Annotated in this window: 24 protein-coding genes; 13 read left to right on the forward strand and 11 right to left on the reverse strand. The window is 60.5% G+C overall.

Translation table 11 applies throughout. The annotated features are described in order from the left end of the window. Nucleotides 1–99: 99 nt before the first annotated feature. Nucleotides 100–1,038 carry a DUF2950 domain-containing protein gene (locus VFB05_RS31335; protein ID WP_325019922.1) on the reverse strand — a complete coding sequence of 313 codons (939 nt, stop codon included), beginning with the start codon at nucleotides 1,036–1,038 and terminating at the stop codon, nucleotides 100–102. 190 nt (nucleotides 1,039–1,228) lie between these two features. Between VFB05_RS31335 and VFB05_RS31340 the strand changes: the two genes are divergently transcribed. Next, nucleotides 1,229–1,699 (forward strand): hypothetical protein, encoded by a 471-nt coding sequence (locus tag VFB05_RS31340; protein ID WP_325019924.1) that lies wholly within the window; start codon nucleotides 1,229–1,231, stop codon nucleotides 1,697–1,699. 235 nt (nucleotides 1,700–1,934) lie between these two features. Here VFB05_RS31340 and VFB05_RS31345 read toward each other — a convergent pair whose 3' ends face one another. The 3 genes from VFB05_RS31345 to VFB05_RS31355 form a co-directional block, all read right to left on the reverse strand. Continuing rightward, on the reverse strand, nucleotides 1,935–2,684 hold the full coding sequence (locus tag VFB05_RS31345) for an outer membrane protein (protein ID WP_325019926.1): 750 nt from the start codon (nucleotides 2,682–2,684) through the stop codon (nucleotides 1,935–1,937). A gap of 159 nt (nucleotides 2,685–2,843) precedes the next feature. Continuing rightward, the gene (locus VFB05_RS31350) at nucleotides 2,844–3,101 is read right to left on the reverse strand and encodes a hypothetical protein (RefSeq protein ID WP_414643344.1); all 258 of its coding nucleotides are present in this window, start codon (nucleotides 3,099–3,101) and stop codon (nucleotides 2,844–2,846) included. A 271-nt stretch (nucleotides 3,102–3,372) separates the two neighbouring features. Then, a complete protein-coding gene (locus VFB05_RS31355; protein ID WP_325019928.1) occupies nucleotides 3,373–3,894 on the reverse strand; it encodes a GNAT family N-acetyltransferase in 522 nt (173 codons plus the stop codon). 171 nt (nucleotides 3,895–4,065) lie between these two features. On the opposite strand from VFB05_RS31355, the gene VFB05_RS31360 reads away from it, so the two are divergent. The 5 genes from VFB05_RS31360 to fabI all read left to right on the forward strand — a co-directional run bounded on the left by VFB05_RS31360 (nucleotide 4,066) and on the right by fabI (nucleotide 10,467). Beyond that, complete coding sequence (locus VFB05_RS31360) at nucleotides 4,066–5,178, forward strand: AI-2E family transporter (protein ID WP_325019930.1); 1,113 nt, start codon at nucleotides 4,066–4,068, stop codon at nucleotides 5,176–5,178. Nucleotides 5,179–5,277: 99 nt separating this feature from the next. Further along, nucleotides 5,278–7,461 (forward strand): DUF3141 domain-containing protein, encoded by a 2,184-nt coding sequence (locus tag VFB05_RS31365; protein ID WP_325019933.1) that lies wholly within the window; start codon nucleotides 5,278–5,280, stop codon nucleotides 7,459–7,461. 29 nt (nucleotides 7,462–7,490) lie between these two features. After that, nucleotides 7,491–8,462, forward strand: coding sequence for a phosphate acetyltransferase (locus VFB05_RS31370; RefSeq protein ID WP_325019935.1), 972 nt, complete (start codon nucleotides 7,491–7,493; stop codon nucleotides 8,460–8,462). 5 nt (nucleotides 8,463–8,467) lie between these two features. Further along, nucleotides 8,468–9,679, forward strand: a complete 1,212-nt coding sequence (locus VFB05_RS31375) for an acetate/propionate family kinase (RefSeq protein ID WP_325020070.1) — start codon at nucleotides 8,468–8,470, stop codon at nucleotides 9,677–9,679. Next, nucleotides 9,676–10,467 (forward strand): enoyl-ACP reductase FabI, encoded by a 792-nt coding sequence (gene fabI / locus VFB05_RS31380; RefSeq protein ID WP_325019937.1) that lies wholly within the window; start codon nucleotides 9,676–9,678, stop codon nucleotides 10,465–10,467. The genes VFB05_RS31375 and fabI overlap by 4 nt, the downstream gene beginning before the upstream one ends. A gap of 6 nt (nucleotides 10,468–10,473) precedes the next feature. On the opposite strand, the gene VFB05_RS31385 is transcribed toward fabI, so the two are convergent. From VFB05_RS31385 to VFB05_RS31400, 4 genes are all read right to left on the reverse strand, one after another. Beyond that, on the reverse strand, nucleotides 10,474–10,932 hold the full coding sequence (locus VFB05_RS31385; RefSeq protein WP_325019939.1) for a MaoC family dehydratase: 459 nt from the start codon (nucleotides 10,930–10,932) through the stop codon (nucleotides 10,474–10,476). Nucleotides 10,933–10,955: 23 nt separating this feature from the next. After that, on the reverse strand, nucleotides 10,956–11,606 hold the full coding sequence (locus VFB05_RS31390; protein WP_325019941.1) for a 3-oxoacid CoA-transferase subunit B: 651 nt from the start codon (nucleotides 11,604–11,606) through the stop codon (nucleotides 10,956–10,958). Nucleotides 11,607–11,610: 4 nt separating this feature from the next. Beyond that, nucleotides 11,611–12,258: a 3-oxoacid CoA-transferase subunit A gene (locus VFB05_RS31395; RefSeq protein WP_325019943.1), complete on the reverse strand. Its 648-nt coding sequence runs from the start codon at nucleotides 12,256–12,258 to the stop codon at nucleotides 11,611–11,613. Between the two features lie 117 nt (nucleotides 12,259–12,375). Next, nucleotides 12,376–13,047 (reverse strand): helix-turn-helix domain-containing protein, encoded by a 672-nt coding sequence (locus tag VFB05_RS31400; RefSeq protein WP_325019946.1) that lies wholly within the window; start codon nucleotides 13,045–13,047, stop codon nucleotides 12,376–12,378. A gap of 402 nt (nucleotides 13,048–13,449) precedes the next feature. Between VFB05_RS31400 and VFB05_RS31405 the strand changes: the two genes are divergently transcribed. From VFB05_RS31405 to VFB05_RS31415, 3 genes are all read left to right on the forward strand, one after another. Continuing rightward, a complete protein-coding gene (locus VFB05_RS31405) occupies nucleotides 13,450–15,177 on the forward strand; it encodes a sensor histidine kinase (protein WP_325019948.1) in 1,728 nt (575 codons plus the stop codon). Nucleotides 15,178–15,188: 11 nt separating this feature from the next. Continuing rightward, the gene (locus VFB05_RS31410; RefSeq protein WP_325019951.1) at nucleotides 15,189–15,827 is read left to right on the forward strand and encodes a response regulator transcription factor; all 639 of its coding nucleotides are present in this window, start codon (nucleotides 15,189–15,191) and stop codon (nucleotides 15,825–15,827) included. Nucleotides 15,828–15,998: 171 nt separating this feature from the next. Further along, nucleotides 15,999–16,373, forward strand: coding sequence for a response regulator transcription factor (locus VFB05_RS31415; protein ID WP_325019953.1), 375 nt, complete (start codon nucleotides 15,999–16,001; stop codon nucleotides 16,371–16,373). 6 nt (nucleotides 16,374–16,379) lie between these two features. On the opposite strand, the gene VFB05_RS31420 is transcribed toward VFB05_RS31415, so the two are convergent. Together VFB05_RS31420 and VFB05_RS31425 are read right to left on the reverse strand one after the other, a co-directional pair. Beyond that, a complete protein-coding gene (locus VFB05_RS31420; protein ID WP_325019955.1) occupies nucleotides 16,380–16,982 on the reverse strand; it encodes an invasion associated locus B family protein in 603 nt (200 codons plus the stop codon). A gap of 21 nt (nucleotides 16,983–17,003) precedes the next feature. Next, nucleotides 17,004–17,891 (reverse strand): dienelactone hydrolase, encoded by an 888-nt coding sequence (locus tag VFB05_RS31425; RefSeq protein ID WP_325019957.1) that lies wholly within the window; start codon nucleotides 17,889–17,891, stop codon nucleotides 17,004–17,006. A gap of 57 nt (nucleotides 17,892–17,948) precedes the next feature. Here VFB05_RS31425 and VFB05_RS31430 point away from each other — a divergent pair, with 57 nt between their 5' ends. The 4 genes from VFB05_RS31430 to VFB05_RS31445 all read left to right on the forward strand — a co-directional run bounded on the left by VFB05_RS31430 (nucleotide 17,949) and on the right by VFB05_RS31445 (nucleotide 19,381). Beyond that, the gene (locus tag VFB05_RS31430; protein WP_325019959.1) at nucleotides 17,949–18,083 is read left to right on the forward strand and encodes a hypothetical protein; all 135 of its coding nucleotides are present in this window, start codon (nucleotides 17,949–17,951) and stop codon (nucleotides 18,081–18,083) included. Nucleotides 18,084–18,143: 60 nt separating this feature from the next. Then, on the forward strand, nucleotides 18,144–18,281 hold the full coding sequence (locus tag VFB05_RS31435) for a hypothetical protein (protein WP_325019961.1): 138 nt from the start codon (nucleotides 18,144–18,146) through the stop codon (nucleotides 18,279–18,281). 179 nt (nucleotides 18,282–18,460) lie between these two features. Next, nucleotides 18,461–18,916: a hypothetical protein gene (locus tag VFB05_RS31440; RefSeq protein ID WP_325019963.1), complete on the forward strand. Its 456-nt coding sequence runs from the start codon at nucleotides 18,461–18,463 to the stop codon at nucleotides 18,914–18,916. A 27-nt stretch (nucleotides 18,917–18,943) separates the two neighbouring features. Further along, the gene (locus VFB05_RS31445; RefSeq protein ID WP_325019966.1) at nucleotides 18,944–19,381 is read left to right on the forward strand and encodes a hypothetical protein; all 438 of its coding nucleotides are present in this window, start codon (nucleotides 18,944–18,946) and stop codon (nucleotides 19,379–19,381) included. A gap of 153 nt (nucleotides 19,382–19,534) precedes the next feature. Here the strand turns inward: VFB05_RS31445 and VFB05_RS31450 are convergent, their stop codons facing one another. Continuing rightward, on the reverse strand, nucleotides 19,535–19,990 hold the full coding sequence (locus tag VFB05_RS31450; RefSeq protein ID WP_325019968.1) for a hypothetical protein: 456 nt from the start codon (nucleotides 19,988–19,990) through the stop codon (nucleotides 19,535–19,537). Nucleotides 19,991–20,109: the final 119 nt, after the last annotated feature.

Below are 20,109 nucleotides of genomic sequence, written 5' to 3' on the forward strand. Positions count from 1 at the left end.
AATCCGGCTACGCGATCTGCAGCGCACTTATTGTCCGACAGGAGTTCGACCCGGCGAACAGATCGAGCTGTTCGGTGAGAGGCCCGCTGACCTCCATCGTCATTTCTTTTCCAGCGCCTCAGGATCCACTTTCTTCCACGTGTGGTCAGGTTCGAACAGGCGCATGCGCTCAGCGATGACGTCAGTCCGCCAGCCCAGGTCTTTCTGGTAGACGGTGCCGTCGTGATTGACCATGAAAGTCATGACGCCGGAATTGCCGTAATCCGCCGGGTACGCAACCAGCGCGAAGCCTCCGATCATTTTGCTGTTCACGAGGTAGCTCGCCGCGCCCCCAGGGGCGTCAGGTCCTTGCGCCTTCAGGGTTCGATAGTAGTAGCCGTGATAGGGCGCGCCTTGGCCATCGACATTGTATCCTTCGCGTGAGGCTTCCGCCGCAAGCTCACCGAGCGGGCTCGGGTCACCGTCGTCTTGCCAGAACAGCCCATCCTTCTTGCCAGGGCTGCTGACGATGCGTTGCGCATAGACGCCGACGCCGAGACCGTGATCCTTCGCAGCATATTCGTTCTGGGCATCTACGTAGGCGAGGCAGGTCTGGATCGCATCGAGTTCATTGCGACCGATGCGGCGATAGAGAATTTCGCGACGGCCGGCCTTTGTATCGAATTCCCAGCCGCGACTGGTGGCGTAGAGCGGGATCGGAAACGGAAAATCGTCGTCGCCGACGATAAGCGTCGCCGTCTTGTTTCCTTCGGCCTTGATCGAATGCTTCGCATCGTAAGCGGTGGTGAAGCGTTGCCACATCTCTCGGTCCGCAACCTCGTCGCCGGAATCGACGATCTCCCTGGCCGGAGGGCCGAGCACCTTCACGACAGCGCGGTTGCTGTTACTCTTGACGGCGTCAGCCAGCGCGGCTGCAGCCTGCTCAGGCGAAGGAAATGCCTTCTGCGCCTGCGACGCTGCGGTCGATGCAACAAGTACGATGACGGCTGACAAGCCGGTCCCGCAAAGCCTCAGCACTGCCGTGATCGATTTGCGCATCGCATGCTCCCGCTGGCGACCTCACCTCGGGGTCACTCTTCGGCCGGCCCGTTCGATTGCCGATTGACCTAGATCAAGCCGGGTCGATCCGCCTGCGGGAACGTCGGAATTGGCAAAAGTCCGCTCGACGCCGCGAGACCGGCGGAAGCGGACCGACTGTCTCAACAACGCAGGAACGGGAGGAATTAACATGCCCAGGAGCAGGATTGCCGTACTGGTTTCGGTCGCCGGCACAATGTTGCTCGCATCCGCCATACCTTCTCGAGGCGCGCCTCTAATGCCGACCTCGCCGCTGGCGAAGTCCGCGAGCGCCAACACCGACGTCGTGCAAGTTCGCTACGGCGGATGGGGCGGATGGCGCGGCGGTTGGGGTGGATGGCGTGGTGGAGGCTGGCGCGGCGGGTGGGGAGGCTGGGGCTTGGGTGCAGGAGTACTTGCAGGAGCCGCGATTGGAGCAGCGATCGCTGCGCCTTACTATTACGGCGGATATTATCCGTACGATTCCTACTATGGGGCCTATGCGGAGCCGTATCCTTCCTACTACGAGGCCTATGCGGGGCCGTATCCTTCCTACTCCTATGGATATCCGGGTTATTACGTCGGCTATTATCGTCCCTACGGCGGTTATCCGGGGTACCCGTATCGTCGCTATGGATGGTAGGGCGCGCGCTATCGGTAGGCGATGAAGCAAGAAGGTCCGACAGCGGTCCAGTCTTCATCTGTGCTGTCGTAATCGCCGGAAACGCGGTTTCCCGCTGAGTCCGGCGAAGCTTCGGCAATTGCGCGCTCAACATGAGAACCCCCGCCGTAGCGGGGGTCAGTTGTCGTGATCTCCTCTCATCATCAGGGTTCACTCGCTGGGAAACTGATGAAGCAAGGCAGTTCTGCCAGCCTCGCTAATATCTCGCGGTCACCGGTCCGCCGAACCGATAGTTAAGCCGTATCGTCACCAGGTCGACATCCTGGCCGATGCGATTGAGCGAATTGGCCAGGATCGGGTTGTTCACGGAGAAGGAGTTGTTCGCGTCGCCCATGAACAGGCGATCGTATTCGATGCCTACGGACCAATTCGGCGCGAAGCCGTATTCGAAGCCGACGCCGAGCGCGCCGCCCCATTTGGTCGCACTGGCTACGCCGAGTTCGGCGCCCGTTGCATTGGCGATAACACCGTAGTGATTTCCGACCACGGCCGCGCCGCCTTTCAAATAAAACAACGCTGCGTCCACGGCGTAGCCGAGTTGACCGGTAATCAGGCCGAAGCTGTTCACGGTGGTGCTGGTCGAGAAAGCCGGGGCGATGGTGCTGACGTGGAAGCTTTTCAGATCGGCCCAGTTGCCTTGACCCTCGAAGCCGTAGACGAACTGGCCCATCTGCCAGCGATAGCCGAGCTGTCCACCGAACACGCCGCCCGATCCGGAACTGCATCCGTCGGGCACGGTTGTGCCGGCGACATTGATGAAGCTCCAGCAGTTGCGGCTCTCGCCCCATCCGCCGTTGGCACCGATGTAGAACCCGCTCCAGTTATACATGGGGACAATGATGGGCGGCGGCGCCTTAACAGGCGCTACCGGAAGGTCGGCCGCGCCAGCAGGGGCGGCCAGGCCCAGTGCGACGATACCGGTCGCAGCGAAGAGCAGGTGCTTCATCAGAGGATCTCCTCGTCGAGTGATTGCATGCACCCGCGAGGATTACGCAGCCGGGGTCTTGCCCCCGTTACAAAATGGCAACACGCAACGGAAATGCGCGCTGATGTCGAGAGGCATTCCGTCGGCCTCACGTAAGAGGCGATCTCAATCGCTGTTCGCTTATTCGGCTGTCAGCCAATGGATAATATGTTCGGCTGAAATGAGCTGTCTTGGCAAATGAGGATTGATTGTGCCGGCAAAGACGCTCAATCCCTCATCGAGCCTGGCACGCGCGAACTGCCTTGCTTCGGCCTCGGTGGCGAAGGTCATTGTCAGGCGAGGACATCGAGGTCTGGGTAGCGTGCCGCGCTTGTGCGGTTCAAAGGTGACGTACCACGTATCCGGCATCGCAAGGTCAAACCGCAATTCAGTGCCCAAGGCGCAAATCTCGTGGTTGAGGAGACGTTGAGCCGTGCGGCGGCCTTTGACACAGATCAAAGGTGTGCAACGCGCGCGACGTCGTGAAGCCGGCGCATGCGTTAAGGGGACGCCGAAAGGAGCGGACGCGTATTGCACCTTGGGACAATTGCGGCCGAAGCGTTAGTCGTGTTGATTGGCGGCATCGCGACGTGTGTCGATCCCCGACCGATCGCGACCACCGCAACGAGCGACTCTGGTCTCACCCAGGCCGGGGTCGCTTGCGCGTATTCTATTGGACGAGTGACAACGTCAGACGCATGACCTGCGGATCCTGACTGCGGGCGGTCTGGAAACCGAATTTTCCGAGAACTTTGCGCATCGCGATATTTCCGGGCAGGACGTCGGCCACCAGTTGCTTCAGCCCCGCCGCGCGAGCCAGTCCCACCAGATGCCGCGTCAGGATCGCGCCGATGCCCTGTCCTTGATAGGCATCGACGACCATGAACGCCACTTCGGCTTCGCCGGATTTGACGACGACGTAGCGGCCGCCGCCGACAATCACGGGCCTGCCGTCTTCATCGAGTTCGGCTACGAGGGCAACGTGGTTGACGAAATCGATCTTCATGAAGAATTCTCTTTCGGCAGCGGAAAATCCACGCTTCGTCACAAAGAAACGGCGCTGCAACGACTCGATGCCGATGTGATCGATCGCCACAAGCATATCGGCCTCGTCCTCCGGCCGTAGCGCCCGGATTTCGATCGGCCGTCCGTCGCGGAGCTGCTCTCGCGCAGAATAGGTGGTTAGCCCCATCGCCGCTCTCCGTCGCCGCAACAGAAATAGCCGGACAATGCGCGCGAGATGAGCCGCGGCGGAGTTCAACCGATTGATCTGGATCAAGCCGGCAGGTGAGGGGCGCTACTACCTGCTCGGTGGAATACACGCCGTATTGGCGGAGCGGTAGATCATCGAGCTTCGAAGTCTATGGACGCTGGCGATACGCATTCGATCCTGCGTCGGAGAGAACGATCCGGCGACGAGGTGATTCAGATCGCCATTCGTCTCGGGCTGCTCGCTTTCCTGATCTACTGGTCGTACATCCTGCTGCGGCCGTTTGTTCCGATCCTCGTCTGGGCTTCTGTGCTCGCTGTCGCGCTCTATCCGGCTTACGACTGGCTGTCCGTCCACCTCGGTCACCGGCCACGGATCGCAGCCGTCACCATAACCGTCGTGATGTTGGCCGTCTTTCTCGGACCCGCGGCCTGGCTCGGCATTGGTTTGGTCGAAGGACTGCGAAGCATGTCCGATTATCTGAGTTCGGGCGAAGTGAGGATTCCTGCACCGCCCGTGAGGGTGGAGGACTGGCCTTTCATCGGACAGCCGCTCTATGAGTTCTGGACACAGGCATCACTCAATCTCGAGGCTGCGTTTCGGCAGATTGCGCCATATCTCAAGCCGCTCACCGGAGTGATATTGGCCTTTGCGGGAAGCGCCGGCACCGGGACGCTGAAATTCCTTGTGTCGGTCGCAATTGCAGGCTTCCTGCTTCCGTCTGGCCCACGCATCGTGGCGGCGATCAGAAAAATGCTGGTCAGAATTGTCCCTGATGGGAAAACGGACTTTCTCGCACTGGCGGTCGCCACGATACGCACGGTCACTCAGGGCGTGATCGGGGTTGCAGTGGTGCAATCGTTGCTCGCTGGCGCCGGCATGAAGATGGTTGGCGTTCCCCATGCCGGTGTGCTGGCGTTCGCGGTGCTTGTGCTGGGTATCGTGCAGGTCGGATCGGCGCCGATTCTGCTCCCCGTCATCATCTGGGTCTGGATGGTCAAGGAAGCTGGAACCGCTGTCTTGATCACGATCTTCCTCATCCTGGTCGGCTTGTCTGACAATGTGCTGAAGCCGCTTCTGATGGGGCGCGGTCTGTCGACGCCGGTGATCGTCATTTTCGTCGGCGTGCTCGGCGGAACGCTCGCGCACGGCATCGTTGGCCTTTTTGTTGGCCCGATCATTCTCGCGGTGGCCTGGGAACTGCTCATGGCGTGGAGCCGAAACGAACCGGTTAGTGCCGGCGGCGCCGGCGAACTCGATCCTTGACCTAAATCAAGGATAGCCCGCGCGTATGCAGGCGAAGTGTAGTGAGGCTCTTCTGGCTGACTATTGGTGTTTGGAAGGCCCGCGGCTCGAGGTAACGCAATGTCCAATCTGTTTGCTTCTGCTTTCGAATACCTCGTGGATGCCAGGCAACGCAGTGTCCTGTTCCTGGACGTGATGCGGCGGCGTGGCGAGCAATACCGCGAGCATATGTCCGAAACTGTCCCTCATGTCCTCAATTACGAGATCGAGTTGGTCGTTGACGGCCGAAATCTGGAACGGCCGGTGAACTATGGCCTGGTGAGGGTCAAGCCGCCGGCTGGCGTTGAGGTCGATCCGACGCGCCGTCCGTTTGTCGTGATCGACCCACGCGCCGGCCACGGACCCGGCATCGGCGGCTTCAAGGCCGACAGCGAGATCGGTGTCGCGATGAAGGCCGGCCACCCCTGCTACTTCATCGGCTTCATGCCGGAACCGATGCCAGGCCAGACCATCGAGGACATCGCGCGCGCGGAAGGCATCTTTCTCGAGAAAGTCATCGCGCTGCATCCGGATGCGGACGGCAAGCCCTGCGTGATCGGCAATTGTCAGGCAGGCTGGGCGGTGATGATCCTCGCATCGCTGCGGCCGGAATTGTTTGGGCCGATGATCATTGCAGGTGCGCCGCTTTCTTATTGGGCGGGCGTCCGCGGCAAGAACCCGATGCGCTATTCGGGCGGATTGATGGGCGGGAGCTGGCTGACGGCGCTCACGAGCGATCTCGGCGCCGGCAAGTTCGACGGCGCCTGGCTGGTCCAGAATTTCGAAAACATGAATCCTTCGAATACGCTCTGGACCAAGCAGTATAACGTCTATTCCAAGGTCGATACCGAGGCCGATCGCTATCTTGAGTTCGAGCGATGGTGGGGCGGGCACGTCAACCTGAATGCCGAGGAGATCCAGTTCATCGTCGACGAGCTTTTCGTCGGCAACAATCTCGCCGCTGGACGGATCAAGATGTCGGACGGTCAACCCGTAGACCTCCGCAATATTCGTTCTCCGATCGTGGTGTTTTGCTCGAAGGGCGACAACATCACGCCTCCGCAACAAGCCTTGGGCTGGATTCTCGACCTCTACCGCGACGTCGATGAGATCAGGTATTACGGACAGACCATCGTCTACACCGTTCACGAGACGGTCGGTCATCTCGGCATCTTCGTCTCGGGTGGCGTTGCCAAGAAGGAGCACAGCGAGTTCTCGAGCAATATCGATTTGATCGATGTGCTACCCCCGGGTCTCTACGAAGCCACTTTTGAAGCCAAGTCGAGCGATACTGCGCGTGCAGACCTCGCTTCGGGGAACTGGGTCATGCGCTGCGAGCAGCGCACGCTGGACGATCTTCGGGCGATGGGCGGGAACTCGATCGAGGACGAGCGCAGGTTTGCCGCGGCCAAGCGCGTTTCCGAGATCAATCTCGCCAACTATCGAAAATTCGTTCAGCCGTGGGTTCGCGCGTTCGCAAGGCCAGCGATCGCCCAATGGATGCGAAACCTGCATCCTTTACGGGTCGGATATGAGGCCTTTGGCCGCGACACGCCGGCGATGAAATCGTTGGCCGCGCAGGCAAAAGCTGCTCGCGAAAACAGAAAACCCGCCGTTGCGGACAATCCATTCCTCAAGGTGCAGGAAACGATGTCCAACGCCATCATCAACGGGCTCGACAAATGGCGCGACGCCCAGGAATCCCTGAGTGAATCGCTTTTCCTTGCGATCTACGGATCACCGGCGCTACAGGCCGCGGTCGGCATCGATCCGAACGCAAATCCATCGCCACGGCCGGCGATGTCGGCCGAACATCGCAAGCGGCTCGATGCGCGCATTGCCGAGTTGAAATCAAAAATCGCAAGCGGCGGTCTCAGGGAGTGCGGCATTCGTGCCTTGCTTTATGTCGGAATGGCGCGAGGCATGGTCGACGAGCGCGGGCTGGAAGCGCTCCGTCGGATGCGGAGGCAGGATAGCGCGTCCCGCATGAGCATATCGGAATTCAAGACGATGGTGCGAGAGCAGTTCTTCATGTTGATGCTCGATCAGGAAGCAAGCCTCGCTGCAATTCCGGGAATGTTACCGCAGGACGCGAAACCGCGCCGCGCCGCTTTTGCCGCTATCCGCGAGGTGCTGTCGGCCGGCGGCACGATTTCCGGCGAAACCACCAAGCGTCTCGGTCGGATCGCGCAATTGTTTGACTTGGACCGGGCCGCGACGGACGGAAGCGATCATCCCGTCAGTCCCAAAGCGAAAGCATCGTGACACGTATCAGCGGATCGAGGAGTGCGGCGATGAGCGCACAAACAGCAAAAGCGGCCGAGGGGCAATCGCACACCAAATACGATCGCCTGATCGCGGCAGCAAAGACGATTCCGCCGGCCGCCACGCTGGTCGTTCATCCCTGCGACGAAAGCTCGTTGCGCGGCGTCATCGAGGCCGCCCTTGCCGGTCTCATCGTGCCGACCTTGGTCGGCCCGGCGCCGAAGATCAAGGATACCGCGAACAGGCACGGTATCGATATCGGGGGCCTGGAGATCGTCGACGCGCCGCACAGCGAGGCGGCTGCTGCCAAGGCTGTGGAACTCATCCACGAAGCCAAAGGCGAGATGCTGATGAAGGGCAGTCTTCACACCGATGAGTTGATGCGCAGCGTGACGGCCAAGACGAGCGGCCTCCGCACGGATCGACGCATTAGCCATGTCTTCGTGATGGACGTTCCGGCCTATGCCGAGACGCTGTTCATCACCGATGCCGCCATCAACATCTTTCCTGATCTGGATTGCAAGCGCGACATCATCCAGAACGCGATCGACCTCTTTATCCAGGCAGGCTTCGGGCCCCAGCCGAAGGTTGCGATCCTGTCGGCGGTCGAGACGGTGACGGCAAAGATTCCCTCTACGATCGAGGCGGCAGCGCTATGCAAGATGGCGGATCGTGGCCAGATCACCGGCGGATTGCTGGATGGCCCGCTTGCCTTCGACAACGCGATCGACAGGGAAGCCGCGAAGATCAAGGGCATCAAATCCGAGGTCGCGGGCCGGGCGCAGATCCTAGTGGTGCCGGACCTCGAGGCTGGCAACATGTTGGCGAAGAATTTGGCTTATTTCGCCAAGGCGGATAGCGCCGGCATTGTGCTTGGTGCGCGCGTTCCGATCGTTCTGACGTCCCGCGCGGATTCGCTGCGTGCACGCCTGGCCTCGTGTGCGGTCGCGACCCTCTATGCCGACGCACGACGCCGCCGTACGACGACGGTCGCGGCATGACCGCCATGGATACGATCCTCGTTGTGAATGCCGGCTCTTCAAGCGTGAAGTTTCAGGTCTTCGCGGTCGATAACGACGGTCGACTAAGTCGTCAGATCAAGGGGCAGGTGGACGGTGTGGGCTCGCGTCCACGTCTGCGCGCGAGCGGCGCTGCCGGAGACAAGCTGGCGGACCGCGCCTATCCCATCCAGAACATTCAGGACGTTCCGGCGGCGCTGCGCGTCGCCGGCGAATGGTTGCGGGACGAGCAGCAGGTGGTGCCGCTCGCCGTCGGACATCGGGTGGTGCACGGCGGCCCTGACTACGACCGCTCGGTGCTTGTCGATCACAACGTAGTGAGCCGGCTCGATCGCTATTCGATGCTCGCGCCGCTGCACCAGCCCCACAATCTGGCGCCGATCCGATCGCTGCTCGCGAACTTTCCCAGCCTGCCCCAGGTTGCCTGCTTCGACACCGCGTTTCATCGCGATCACGATGATGTGGCAGATTACTATGCAATCCCCCGTCGACTGCATGCTGAAGGCGTGCGGCGATATGGCTTTCACGGGCTGTCTTATGAGTACATTGCCAAGACATTGCCCAAGGTCGCACCGGAGATCGCGAGCGGCCGGGTCATTGTGGCCCATCTCGGTAGTGGTGCGTCGATGTGCGCGCTACGAGGCGGCCGCAGCGTCGAAAGCACGATGGGATTTACCGCGCTCGACGGTCTGCCGATGGGCACGCGACCCGGCCAGATCGACCCCGGCGTGTTGTTGTATCTCGCCTCGACCAAGGGCATGTCGGCCTCCGAAGTACAGGACTTTCTCTATCGAGAATGCGGGCTGAAAGGCCTGTCAGGCATCAGCAACGACATGCGGGAACTGCAAAGCAGCGGTGAGCCAGAGGCGGCGTTTGCGGTCGAGTATTTTGTCTATCGTGCGGCGTTGAACGCCGGGATGCTCGCCGCGGCCTTGCAGGGCGTCGATGCATTCGTTTTCACGGCGGGGATTGGCGAGAACTCGGTCAGCATTCGTGCGCGCATTGCCGAACGTCTCGGCTGGCTCGGCGTTGACCTCGATCCGCTCGAAAACGGCCGCCACGCTTTCCAGATTTCGCGCGCCGGCACGACGCCGGTCTATGTCATTCCGACCGATGAAGAACTGATGATCGCGCAGCATACGCTGTCGTTGCTGTGGAGCCGCTATTCATCCGCCAAGACCAGAGAGCAAGTATCATGAATATCCCGGCATTTCCCGAGACCAGGGTCGCGCTCAAAGGGCGCAAAGGTTTGATCGTCGGCATCGCCAACGATCAATCGATCGCCTGGGGCTGCGCGAAAGCATTCCGCGCGCTGGGCGCGGACCTTGCGGTCACCTATCTGAACGAACGCGCGAAGAAATACGTCGAGCCGCTTGCCAAAGACCTGGATGCCGCGATCGTCATGCCGCTCGACGTGAACATCGAGGGGCAGACCGAACAGGTATTCGAGCGCATCAAGAAGGAATGGGGTCAGCTCGATTTCCTTCTCCACTCGATTGCCTTTTCGCCGAAGGAAGCATTGCACGGCCGTGTCATCGACGTCGACCGCGAAGGATTTTTGAAGACCATGGACGTGTCCTGCTGGTCGTTCATGCATATGGCCCATCTGGCCGAACCGCTGATGAAGCGCGGTGGCACGATGTTCACGATGACCTATTACGGCAGCCAGATGGTGGTGCAGAATTATAACGTCATGGGCGTCGCGAAGGCTGCGCTGGAGGCCGCCGTCCGTTACATCGCAGCTGAAGTTGGACCGAAGGGTATCCGCGTCCATGCGATTTCGCCCGGGCCGCTGGCGACGCGTGCGGCATCGGGAATTCCCGAATTCGACGAACTGATGGACAAGGCCCAATCCAAGGCGCCGTCGCGCAGCCTGGTGAGCATCGAGGACGTTGGCGCCGCGACGGCATTCCTCGCGCTCGATGGCGCAAGGCTCATCACCGGCAGCGTCATGTATATTGACGGCGGATACCACATCATCGATTGACGGCGCTCAGCGCCGGTGCAGCGCAATCAGTTCCGCGACGCAGGCCGGGCGTTGGCCGCCCTCGATTTCGATCGTTATGCGGTAACTGACCCGAAGGCCATCCGGCGGAACATCCTCGGCTTCCACGATCCTTGTGCGCCCTCGCAGGCGCGAACCGGCCGGAACGGGGGCGAGATAGCGAATGCGATCCGCGCCATAGTTCAGCGTGTTCTTGAGACCCTTGAGCCCCATGACCGAGCGGATGAACATCGGCGCGAGGCTCAGTGACAGCAGTCCATGCGCGATCGTCTTGCCGCCAGGCAATTCGGCTTTGGCGCGTTCCTGGTCGACATGGATCCATTGCTCGTCGCAAGTCGCCTCCGCGAACTTGTCGATGCGGTCCTGGGTAATTTCGATCCATTCGCTGACGCCGACCTCGGCGCCGATCGCCGACTTGATGTCATCGAAACCATCGAATATCCGCATGATCAGCCGCTCCGGAAATGGCGTCAGATTTTCATCGGCGGAACGTGGCCCGGAATCGAAAGCTCAGCCTCCGTCACCGCCATGACTTCCGCGACAGTGACGCCCGGTGCTGTTTCGAGCAGCTTGATCCGGCCATGCTCGAACCCCAGGACGGCCATGTCCGTAACGACCAAATCGACCGGACGGGTCGACGTCAGCGGCAGCGTACACTTGCGGACGATCTTCGATTTTCCTTTTGCCGCGTGCTGCATGGCGATGATGACACGCTTGGCGCCCGAGACGAGATCCATCGCGCCGCCCATTCCCGGCACCATTTTGCCTGGAATCATCCAGTTGGCGAGGTGTCCGTCGGCGTCGACCTGCAAACCGCCCAGCACCGTGATGTCGACATGGCCGCCGCGGATCAGCCCGAACGACATCGAACTGTCGAAGGTGGAAGCTCCGGGGAGTGCACTGATCGGTCGGCCACCGGCATCGGTCAGAAAAGGATGCGCCATCCCTTGCTCGGGGATTGGACCTGTGCCGATCAGGCCGTTCTCTGACTGAAAGAAGACGTTGATCCCTGTTGGCACAAAATTGGCGACCAGCGTCGGAATCCCGATGCCGAGGTTGACGAGATTGCCGGGACGGAGCTCGAGGGCGACGCGTCGCGCAATAATGGTTTGCGGATCCATGGCTTCAACCGTTGGCGATGAGGTAATCGACAAGTGGAGCGGGGGTGACCACGTGATCAGGCGCGATCACGCCGACCGGCACGATATGGTCGACCGTGACGATGACGGTGTCAGCCGCCATCGCCATGACCGGATTGAAATTTCGGGCGGTGAGCGCGTAGGAGAGATTGCCCAGATAGTCGGCGAGGAAAGCGTGCACCAGGGCGAACTGCGCACGCAGCGCCGTCTCGAGCAGGTACGGCTTGTTGTCGATCTTGATCTGCTGTTTGCCCTCATCGACAATTGTGCCGACGCCGGTGGGTGTCAGCACGCCGCCCAAGCCACATCCGCCGGCGCGCATGCGCTCCGCCAGTGTGCCTTGCGGCACCAGGTTGACGGCGACTTTCCTGGCCATCATCTGTTCCTGTACTTTCGGATTCAGCCCGATGTGGCTGGCTGTAAGAGTCGCAACCAGTGAGGCATCAAACAGCTTTCCGACGCCACGGCCGGGGACGGCAGCATCATTGGCAATGATGCTGAGTTCAGCCTTCTTCTGCCGCACGAGTTCGTCCAGCAATCTCTCCGGAGTGCCGACGCCCATGAAGCCGCCGACCATGACCGTCGCGCCATTGGGGATCATCGCGACGGCTTCTTCCGCAGAGACGGATTTCATGATCAGGCCCTCGACTGCTCACGCGACGGCGGTTCGCGTTCGCACTTAGCCTGAGACGGCGAAACGGAAAGAGCTTGATTTGCATCAAGGGATGAGAAAGATCAGACCGGCCAGCGCTTACAGGTCCAGTTCTGCGAGCTTTGGCCGGTCCAGCAATACGATCTGGCGTTGGGTTTGTCCCAGGAAACCGAGAATGCCCTTCTCGTGCAGAATGGACAGCGCGCGGGAAACCGTTTCGAGCGTGAGGCCGAGATAGTCCGCGATGTCGCGTCGGCACATCGGCAGCGCCATGACCCCTGCGGCTGTCAGCCGCGTGTCCATTTCCAGCAGGAACGCAGCGACCCGTTCGAGGGAAGTTTTGCGCCCGAGCAGCAGCATGTGGTCTTCGGCGTGCCGCAGATTGGTTGCGGTCATATTGAGCAGATCACGTGCGACGGTGGTGTCGCTTTCTGCAACCTGCGCCAGGCTGACGCGCTTCACCAGCCGTACCGTCGTGTCGACGATCGCTTCCGCAGTGAATCGATGGACGCCGCCGTTCTCGAGGCCGAAGATATCGCCGGCCAGATGAAACGCGCCGATTTGACGCCGTCCGTCTGTGAGAAGCTTGTAGCTGCGGACCGCCCCGTCGATGACCTGGTAGACATATTTGGCTGGTTCGCCCTCGCCAAAAACCTCTGCGCCGCGACGGTATTTGAACTCGCTTGAATTGATCTCTGTCTGCGACAGGCTGCCGAGTTCACCGAGAAATCGAGGTCGATTAACAGGACCTGCGTTGAGGTTTACAAACATTGTCGCCCGCCTTTTTTACGCAAACCCACACGTATTCGTCAGCCTTCCTTACCTAATCGCCGTATTCCCGCGGCAGTCCCTCAACCCACCTCTCTGTACGCCAGGGGATGTGCGCCAATCCATTGCCTCAAGGGACATTGTCCTCATGGACAATGCCGTTATGCAACCTATGATTGTGAGGGTTGCCAATTTTTCCTCCGGAGCCACGCCCCTCGCCAGCCCGCATGTTTGCGCCGACACACGCGCGTGCTATTTTTTTCAGGGAAATCCAGTCCGTGTGTGCTGGTCATGGTTTTGCGGATCTGTGGACTGATCGTTGGGCTGATTGCGTTGCTGGCGCCGGCGGATTCGTCGGCCGGAGAGCAGCGGCCAAGGTCGATCCTTGTGCTCGACCAGTCCGATATGCGCGGCGATTTCTATCATCAGGTGTTCACCGCCCTGCAGAGTGAAGCGGCATCTGATCCGCAATCGCGAATTTCGATCTATGCCGAAGATCTCGATCTCGAGCACTTTAGCGGCGGAGAATATGAAGCCAACCTTCGTCAGTTGCTGAAAGCAAAATACCGGGACAGGCCTGTCGGAGTCCTGATCGCGGTGGGCACGGAAGCGTTGTGTTTCGTCCTGCGCTGGCGCAGCGAATTGTGGCCGGGGATTCCGGTGGTGTTCACCATGGTCGACCAGCCCGACCTCAAGCGCCTCAACCCGCCGTCTGACGTGACGGGAAACATTATCGACCTGAGGCTGGCGGATGCGATCAAGGCGGCGCGTGCGGTCGTGCCGGATCTCGCAAGCGTCTATATCGTTGGCGATGCATGGGACAGTCAGGCCGTCTACCACAACTGGAAAGAGGAGGCTGCGTCGGTTCCTGACGATCTGCACGTCGTTCAACTCATGGGCCTCGCCATGGCCGATTTGCGCCAGTGCGTTTCGCAACTGCCGGAGCGCAGTGCGATCATCTACACCTCGATCCATTCTGACGGCGCGGGGGTCTTTTTCAGGTCTGCCCCCGCGGTATCGCTTGTTGCGGAAAAGGCCAACCGGCCGATCGTGGTGGCGGCCGACACACTTCTTTCGCCTGGCGGGATCGGTGGGTATGTGATGGTCCCTCGCAAAATTGGGACCGAAGCCGGACGCCTGGCGCTGCGGATTCTCAATGGAGAGCGGGCCGAGGATATTCCTCCGACGGCTATTGAGGCCGCGAGGCCGATCTTCAACTGGCGGCAGATGGAACGCTGGGGTGTCGCCGCGTCGGACCTTCCGCCAGACAGCGAGATACGATTCCGCCAACCGTCGCTTTGGGAGAGGTACTGGTGGCAGAGCCTTGCTGTCACCGCCGTGATCTTGATTCAAGCTGCCCTGATTTCGATTCTCCTGCACGAACGCAGAAAACGCAATGATGCGGAATTCGAATCCCGCTCACGCTTGTCGGAGCTCGCGCATGTCGGCCGGCAGGCCACAGCAGGCGAGCTGTCGTCGTCGCTCGCTCACGAACTCAATCAGCCGCTCGGCGCGATCCTCACCAACGCCGAGACCGCCGAGCTGATCCTGAAGTCGCGATCACCCGATATACTTGAACTCAAGGAGATCCTCGCGGATATCAGACGTGACGATTTACGGGCAAGCGAGATCATTCACCGCATGCGGAGCTTCCTCAGGCGAGCGCCGTTCGAACTCAGGGATGTCGATCTCAATGACGTCATTCGCGAAGCGTTCGAGTTCCTTGCCGTGCAGGCGGCCTCGCGAAACGTTGCGCTTTATTTCAAGGAATCTCCCGAGGCGTTGCCGATCAGAGGCGACGCCGTCCAGCTGCAGCAGGTCATCTTGAACCTGGTTGTCAACAGCATGGAGGCGATGGCGGACATGCCCTATGGCCGGGCTGTGATCGGTCGGGCCGAACTGAATGGTGGCACCTCGGCGATCGTTTCGATTTCCGATTCCGGTCCGGGCGTTCCTTCGGAAAAATTGATTGAAATTTTTGATCCTTTCTTCACCACGAAAAACCTCGGGTTGGGAATTGGACTTTCCATCGCGCGCACCATTGTTCAGGCTCACAAGGGGCGGATCTGGGCGGAAAACCTCGCCGAAGGGGGAGCGGTTTTTCGATTATCCGTGCCGTTGGCGCTGCACTAGGAGGGGTGGGATTGCCTGGCACCGTTCATGTTGTCGACGATGACGCTTCGTTCCGAATGGCCGTCGAACGGCGCCTGAAGAAGGCCGGATATTCCGTTGCGACATATCCGTCCGCGCAGCAACTGCTGGATCACTTGCCCGACGAAAGCCAGCCGGGCTGCATTCTGCTCGATGTGCGGATTCCCGATTTGAGCGGCCCGGATCTGCAAGATCGATTGAGCAAGCTGGGCTCGACGTTGCCGATCGTGTTCCTTACAGGCTATGCCGATGTGCGAACGAGCGTCCGGGCGATCAAGGCGGGTGCCGAGGATTTCCTCACCAAGCCGGTATCTTCAGAGCAGTTGCTTCAAGCGATCGAGCGGGCGATGGCCCATCACGAGGTCTGGCGAGAGCAGAAGCACAAGCTGGACTCGCTACGTGAACACCTCGCCACCTTGACGCCGCGGGAGCGTCAGGTGTTCGACCTGCTGGTTCAAGGCAAGACCAACAAGCAGATCGGCCGGGAATTGGGTGCGACTGAGCGGACTATCAAGGCCCACCGTCATCAGGCCATGGAGAAGATGAAGGTACAGACGTTTGCGGAACTCGTCTCGATCGCCGAGCGGCTTGGCATACTGGGTACGATGGTGGACCGGCCAGAGTCGAATTAGCGTCGCTCTCCTCGTGGTTGTTCTGCAAGGCAACCAGACATTCCCGGTTGGATACCGTCGATAATTTCCGACATTCCGGTCATGTTTGGAGGAACCTACCGGGCAGCATCGGGTTTGTAGTTCCCAATGGCCGGCTGAACTGTCCGCCGGCGGGCGGAACAGGACCAGCGCTTGCCCAGACGAAAACTGGTTTATGTCGTTGACGACGACCCCGCAATGCTGCGGGGCGTTAAGCGTCTGCTGCGCGAGTACGGCTATGACAGCGTGCTGTTCTCGACCGCCGGCGCCTTTCAGAACCACGAGGATTTTGGTGACGGGGTTTGCGTGATCCTGGACGTCGATCTGAACGACGCGTCCGGAATCGATGTCAGGCACCGTCTGGCCGCCGCCGGGATTTCGCTGCCCGTGATTTTTATCACCGGCAAGGATAGCCACGCCACCCGAATGGCGGCCCATGCGTCCGGATGTCTGGCCTATCTCACCAAGCCATTTTCCGCGAAATCGTTGATCGAGCCGATCGAGCGTGCCGCTGTAGGTCTCGCGTAGCTCGAATCACTCGTCAGTCGCTTGCTCGAACGTCTGGGTCGGTGCTCCCTGATGGACGGGCGCAAACTGTTCGAGCGGCAGCGTGGTGGTAACGCTCAACACGCTGGAATCAACCACTTCCAACTGCAAGTGCTTTCCGCTTTCCATCTCGCGAACCAGCGCGGGATCTGCGACATCAGCGGCGATACAGGTGTTGGTCAGGCACCACACATAGGGAATCCGGTGCGGCTTGCCTTGATCGACAGTAAGCTTGACGCCGGCCTGCAAATACATTCCTACGGGGAGAAAGAACTGTAATCGAGCCTTGCCTCCGCCCTCGATCAGGTCGGCGCGGACAGCGGATTGGCCGGTTTCAAAATTACCAGAGATCGTGGTGCGGCAGACTTGTTTAGTGCCGGGTGTCTTGAAACAGAATTTTCGCCAGTCGCCATATTTGATCTCGCGCACCTGGCTGCGTTGTCCGCGCGGCGCGATTTCGGGTTTCGGCTCGTCGGCGGCAGGAGGTGCGGCAGGTTGAGCGCCCGCGGCGTTCGATATCAGCATAAGCAGCGATGCCACACCGAGTGAGAGCAGGCGAGGGCAGTATCTTGTGATCTGTTGGCGGATCATCGCTGGCCTCCTTCGCGCGGGCTATCGGTGCTTGTCGAGGAATTGGGCCACCAGTGGCGACCACTGCGGAATGGTATCCGGCGAGTCGATGAAGAAGTGTCCTTCGCTGCCAAAAGGCGGCATCAGATGATATTCGGCGTTGCCGCCGGCAGCGGTATAGGCGTCATGCATTCGTTTCGACAAAGCCGGTCCGAAGAACGTGTCGTTCTCGATGTAAAACCACAACATCGGCACCCGCGCTGTACGCCCGAACTCGCCCGTCGCCTCGACCAGTTGATCCGGAGCGCAATTGTTGTTCGGCTTGCCGCCGACCCGGCCGCCGCGCCCCGCAGCAAACGTGATGATGGCTTTCACTGAAGCAGGATTCCGGCTCGACAGGGCGATCGCTGCCCAGCCGCCTGCGGACTGGCCGATCACGATCGCGCCGTCGGGCTTGGCCAGTTTCTGCTCCGTCATGTAGTCGATGATCCAGCTATCCAGTAGCGCAACCGCCATCCCGGCGTCGTGGAAATTCGGATGATCGCAGTTTCCGATGTTTGAGTAGAACACGCCGTAAAGCCCGTGCTCCGATGCATCGAGGGCGGCTGCGCCATAACCGGAGCCCATCGGGGCAACCACGAGATAGCCGCGCTGCGCGAACCACAGCGCCGCGTCGCGAAACTCGACCAGCGGAAAGAAGCTGCGCTGTTGCGCGTCCAGCGACACGCCGTGATTCATCACGACGAGTGGAAACAGGCCCGGGCGGGTCGGGCGCGCGACATAAGCGATCGTCGGCTGGATGAGGGGGAGAGCCCAGATTTCCTCTTGCACCGGCGACAGCGTTCGATTGTCTGCGCTGCGGCAAATATCGGGTGCGGCGAGCGCGGCCAAGATCGGGAATGCCAGGAGAAGTCCAACGGACCGATGCATGCCAGTCCTCCGATCAGAGCGACTGTCTCCGCAAACCCGTTCCGGGAAAAAACTGCGTTGATCTGGATCAAGCTGTCGCATCCCCTGCTGGTGCGCGCCTACAGCCTGATCGTCCCTGTGACGTTGCCGTTGCTCGTGCTGCTGTTTTGCGCGCGAGAGCGCCCCGTATCGGACGCAAGCCTCTCGGCTTGATTTAGATCAAGCCTCGTTTCTCCTCCGCCGCCAACGCTGGCCGCCACCACAAAGGTCAGCTTGGGAGATCGTCATGGCACAGCAGGCGCAGGAACGCTGGTGTGCGGCACCGCCGCCTTTGACGACACGCAGGTCAAGGGACTTCTGGCGATGCGTTACGGCATCCAGGTCACAAGACATCACGCAATTCCGTGCTGATCCAGTCCAAGATCAACAGTACGTGCAGCGAGTCGCTCACCTCATCCGCGAGCCGGCGTCGTTTCGACCCGCTGCGGAATGAGGCGGGAGTGGCTGTGAAAAACGTCTTCACGTCGCTCCTGCTCATTTCTGTCGTGGCGCTGGCTTTGCTGCTTGCCGTCTTCTGAGGGGAAATACCCATGCTCGTTCGTCGAGCCAACTGGATCGCGGGCGTCGCTCTCGCCGCCGTCATCGGCCTGGCGGCGCCTTCGCATGCGATAACCGGGACTGTTCGTGTCACGGTCGCCAAGGCAGGTCTTGTCGTAGGGGCTGGAGGCGGGAAGGGAGTTCTGACCTATCGCCACCGCAACTATCCGTTCACCGTGCAGGGCTTGAGTATCGGTCTCACGGCTGGCGCCTCGCTTAACAAGCTGGTCGGTCGCGCCGACTACATCAACGATCTCGGCGATTTTTCCGGAACGTATAGCGTGATCGGTGTGGGTGCCGCGCTGGCCGGCGGGGCAGCCGGCGTGCAGCTCAGGAACGCGAAGGGTGTCATCATTACGTTGCAGGGATTCAAAGCCGGACTCGAAGCGTCAGCCAATATCACGAAAGTCGTCATCACCCTCGACCAGTCCCGTTCGACCCCGGACTGATATTCATTTCACATTGGAGAAGCACCCATGACCAACTACCGAACTCGATTGCTTGGAGCTGCCCTTTTTGTACTGTCCGCATGCGGCGTCGTGTCGCCGTCAAAGGCCGAGACCGGACAGGTTCGCGTGGTCTTCACCAAGGGCGGATTCATTGTCGGCGTCGGTGGCGGCCAGGGCGTGCTGCATTTCCGCGGCCATCGCTATCCGTTCACGGTCTCCGGGGCGAGCGTAGGCTTTACGATCGGCGCCTCGACCACACAGTTTGTCGGAACAGCCAGGAATCTGCGCACCGCGGCTGATATCCAGGGCCATTACAGCGTGATCGGCGCGGGCGGTGCGCTGGCGGGTGGCGCCGGTGGCGTGGCGTTGCAGAATGAGAAAGGCGTTGTCCTGGAACTGGCCGGCGGCAAAGTCGGGCTTGAGGTATCGGCAGCCGTCGGCGGAGTCTCGGTTGTGTTGCAGTGAGCACGACCTGAGCGCGCGGGCTGTTGTTCCTATCGTGCCGGAGGAACTTCAGCCCGCGCAGGCGCCTGACGGCCGCGCGCGATGTCATCAGCGATTGCGACGACGAACATCTTCATCAAGTCAGGAGAGTCTCAGGCTTGGCTGGGGGCAGCATCAATCGCCCCAAGCAAGGACGATGCTGATATCGCCGGGCATGCCGCCTGGAAAATCGATGATCTGGTATCTGATGCGGTAGCCGCGGGGCTGCAGATGATCGGACCAGAGCTGATAAATCTCCAGCGGAATACCCGTGAGCGTCTTTTGCCAGCCCGGTTCCATCTGGTTGATGGCCCGGCCGCGATCCGTGCACAGGGAATTCGGGAAACGATAGACCTGCACCTCGCTCAAGCCGTTGCGGACCGCACGCTGGATGACCGTCGAGGCGAGTTTGATCTTTTCCTCTTCGGAGAGGCCCGAAGGTTTACTGAGCTTCTCGATCAGCGCGCGCTGCGCCTCCTCGGCTGCGGTGATGTGCCGGAGTTGCTCTTCGGCTTTTTCTGCCTCCTTGATGGAGGCTTGTTTCTGGATCTCCTGGGCGGTCGGAATCAGGTCGTCGATCTTACCGGACATGGTAGCCCCTTCCTCGAGCTTCCTCACCATTGCCTTTGATCACGCTACGGCCCCCTTTGGACTCGTCGCCTTGATCCAGATCAAGCGTCGGCGGCCATGGAGTCGCACTATCGGCATAC

It is taken from the genome of Bradyrhizobium sp. (assembly GCF_035652035.1).
In the GTDB taxonomy this organism is placed as follows: Bacteria; Pseudomonadota; Alphaproteobacteria; order Rhizobiales; family Xanthobacteraceae; genus Bradyrhizobium.

What these genes read in the sequence shown, in the direction of transcription:
- VFB05_RS31340 (WP_325019924.1), top strand. Translation starts at nt 1,229, where the DNA reads ATGCCCAGGAGCAGGATTGCCGTACTGGTTTCGGTCGCCGGCACAATG.
- VFB05_RS31425 (WP_325019957.1), bottom strand. Translation starts at nt 17,891, where the DNA reads ATGCATCGGTCCGTTGGACTTCTCCTGGCATTCCCGATCTTGGCCGCG.
- VFB05_RS31345 (WP_325019926.1), bottom strand. Translation starts at nt 2,684, where the DNA reads ATGAAGCACCTGCTCTTCGCTGCGACCGGTATCGTCGCACTGGGCCTG.
- VFB05_RS31375 (WP_325020070.1), top strand. Translation starts at nt 8,468, where the DNA reads ATGGATACGATCCTCGTTGTGAATGCCGGCTCTTCAAGCGTGAAGTTT.
- VFB05_RS31390 (WP_325019941.1), bottom strand. Translation starts at nt 11,606, where the DNA reads ATGGATCCGCAAACCATTATTGCGCGACGCGTCGCCCTCGAGCTCCGT.
- VFB05_RS31445 (WP_325019966.1), top strand. Translation starts at nt 18,944, where the DNA reads ATGACCAACTACCGAACTCGATTGCTTGGAGCTGCCCTTTTTGTACTG.
- VFB05_RS31385 (WP_325019939.1), bottom strand. Translation starts at nt 10,932, where the DNA reads ATGCGGATATTCGATGGTTTCGATGACATCAAGTCGGCGATCGGCGCC.
- VFB05_RS31405 (WP_325019948.1), top strand. Translation starts at nt 13,450, where the DNA reads ATGCGCGGCGATTTCTATCATCAGGTGTTCACCGCCCTGCAGAGTGAA.
- VFB05_RS31400 (WP_325019946.1), bottom strand. Translation starts at nt 13,047, where the DNA reads ATGTTTGTAAACCTCAACGCAGGTCCTGTTAATCGACCTCGATTTCTC.
- VFB05_RS31335 (WP_325019922.1), bottom strand. Translation starts at nt 1,038, where the DNA reads ATGCGCAAATCGATCACGGCAGTGCTGAGGCTTTGCGGGACCGGCTTG.
- VFB05_RS31355 (WP_325019928.1), bottom strand. Translation starts at nt 3,894, where the DNA reads ATGGGGCTAACCACCTATTCTGCGCGAGAGCAGCTCCGCGACGGACGG.
- VFB05_RS31360 (WP_325019930.1), top strand. Translation starts at nt 4,066, where the DNA reads ATGGACGCTGGCGATACGCATTCGATCCTGCGTCGGAGAGAACGATCC.
- VFB05_RS31450 (WP_325019968.1), bottom strand. Translation starts at nt 19,990, where the DNA reads ATGTCCGGTAAGATCGACGACCTGATTCCGACCGCCCAGGAGATCCAG.
- VFB05_RS31420 (WP_325019955.1), bottom strand. Translation starts at nt 16,982, where the DNA reads ATGATCCGCCAACAGATCACAAGATACTGCCCTCGCCTGCTCTCACTC.
- VFB05_RS31395 (WP_325019943.1), bottom strand. Translation starts at nt 12,258, where the DNA reads ATGAAATCCGTCTCTGCGGAAGAAGCCGTCGCGATGATCCCCAATGGC.
- VFB05_RS31365 (WP_325019933.1), top strand. Translation starts at nt 5,278, where the DNA reads ATGTCCAATCTGTTTGCTTCTGCTTTCGAATACCTCGTGGATGCCAGG.
- VFB05_RS31440 (WP_325019963.1), top strand. Translation starts at nt 18,461, where the DNA reads ATGCTCGTTCGTCGAGCCAACTGGATCGCGGGCGTCGCTCTCGCCGCC.
- fabI (WP_325019937.1), top strand. Translation starts at nt 9,676, where the DNA reads ATGAATATCCCGGCATTTCCCGAGACCAGGGTCGCGCTCAAAGGGCGC.
- VFB05_RS31370 (WP_325019935.1), top strand. Translation starts at nt 7,491, where the DNA reads ATGAGCGCACAAACAGCAAAAGCGGCCGAGGGGCAATCGCACACCAAA.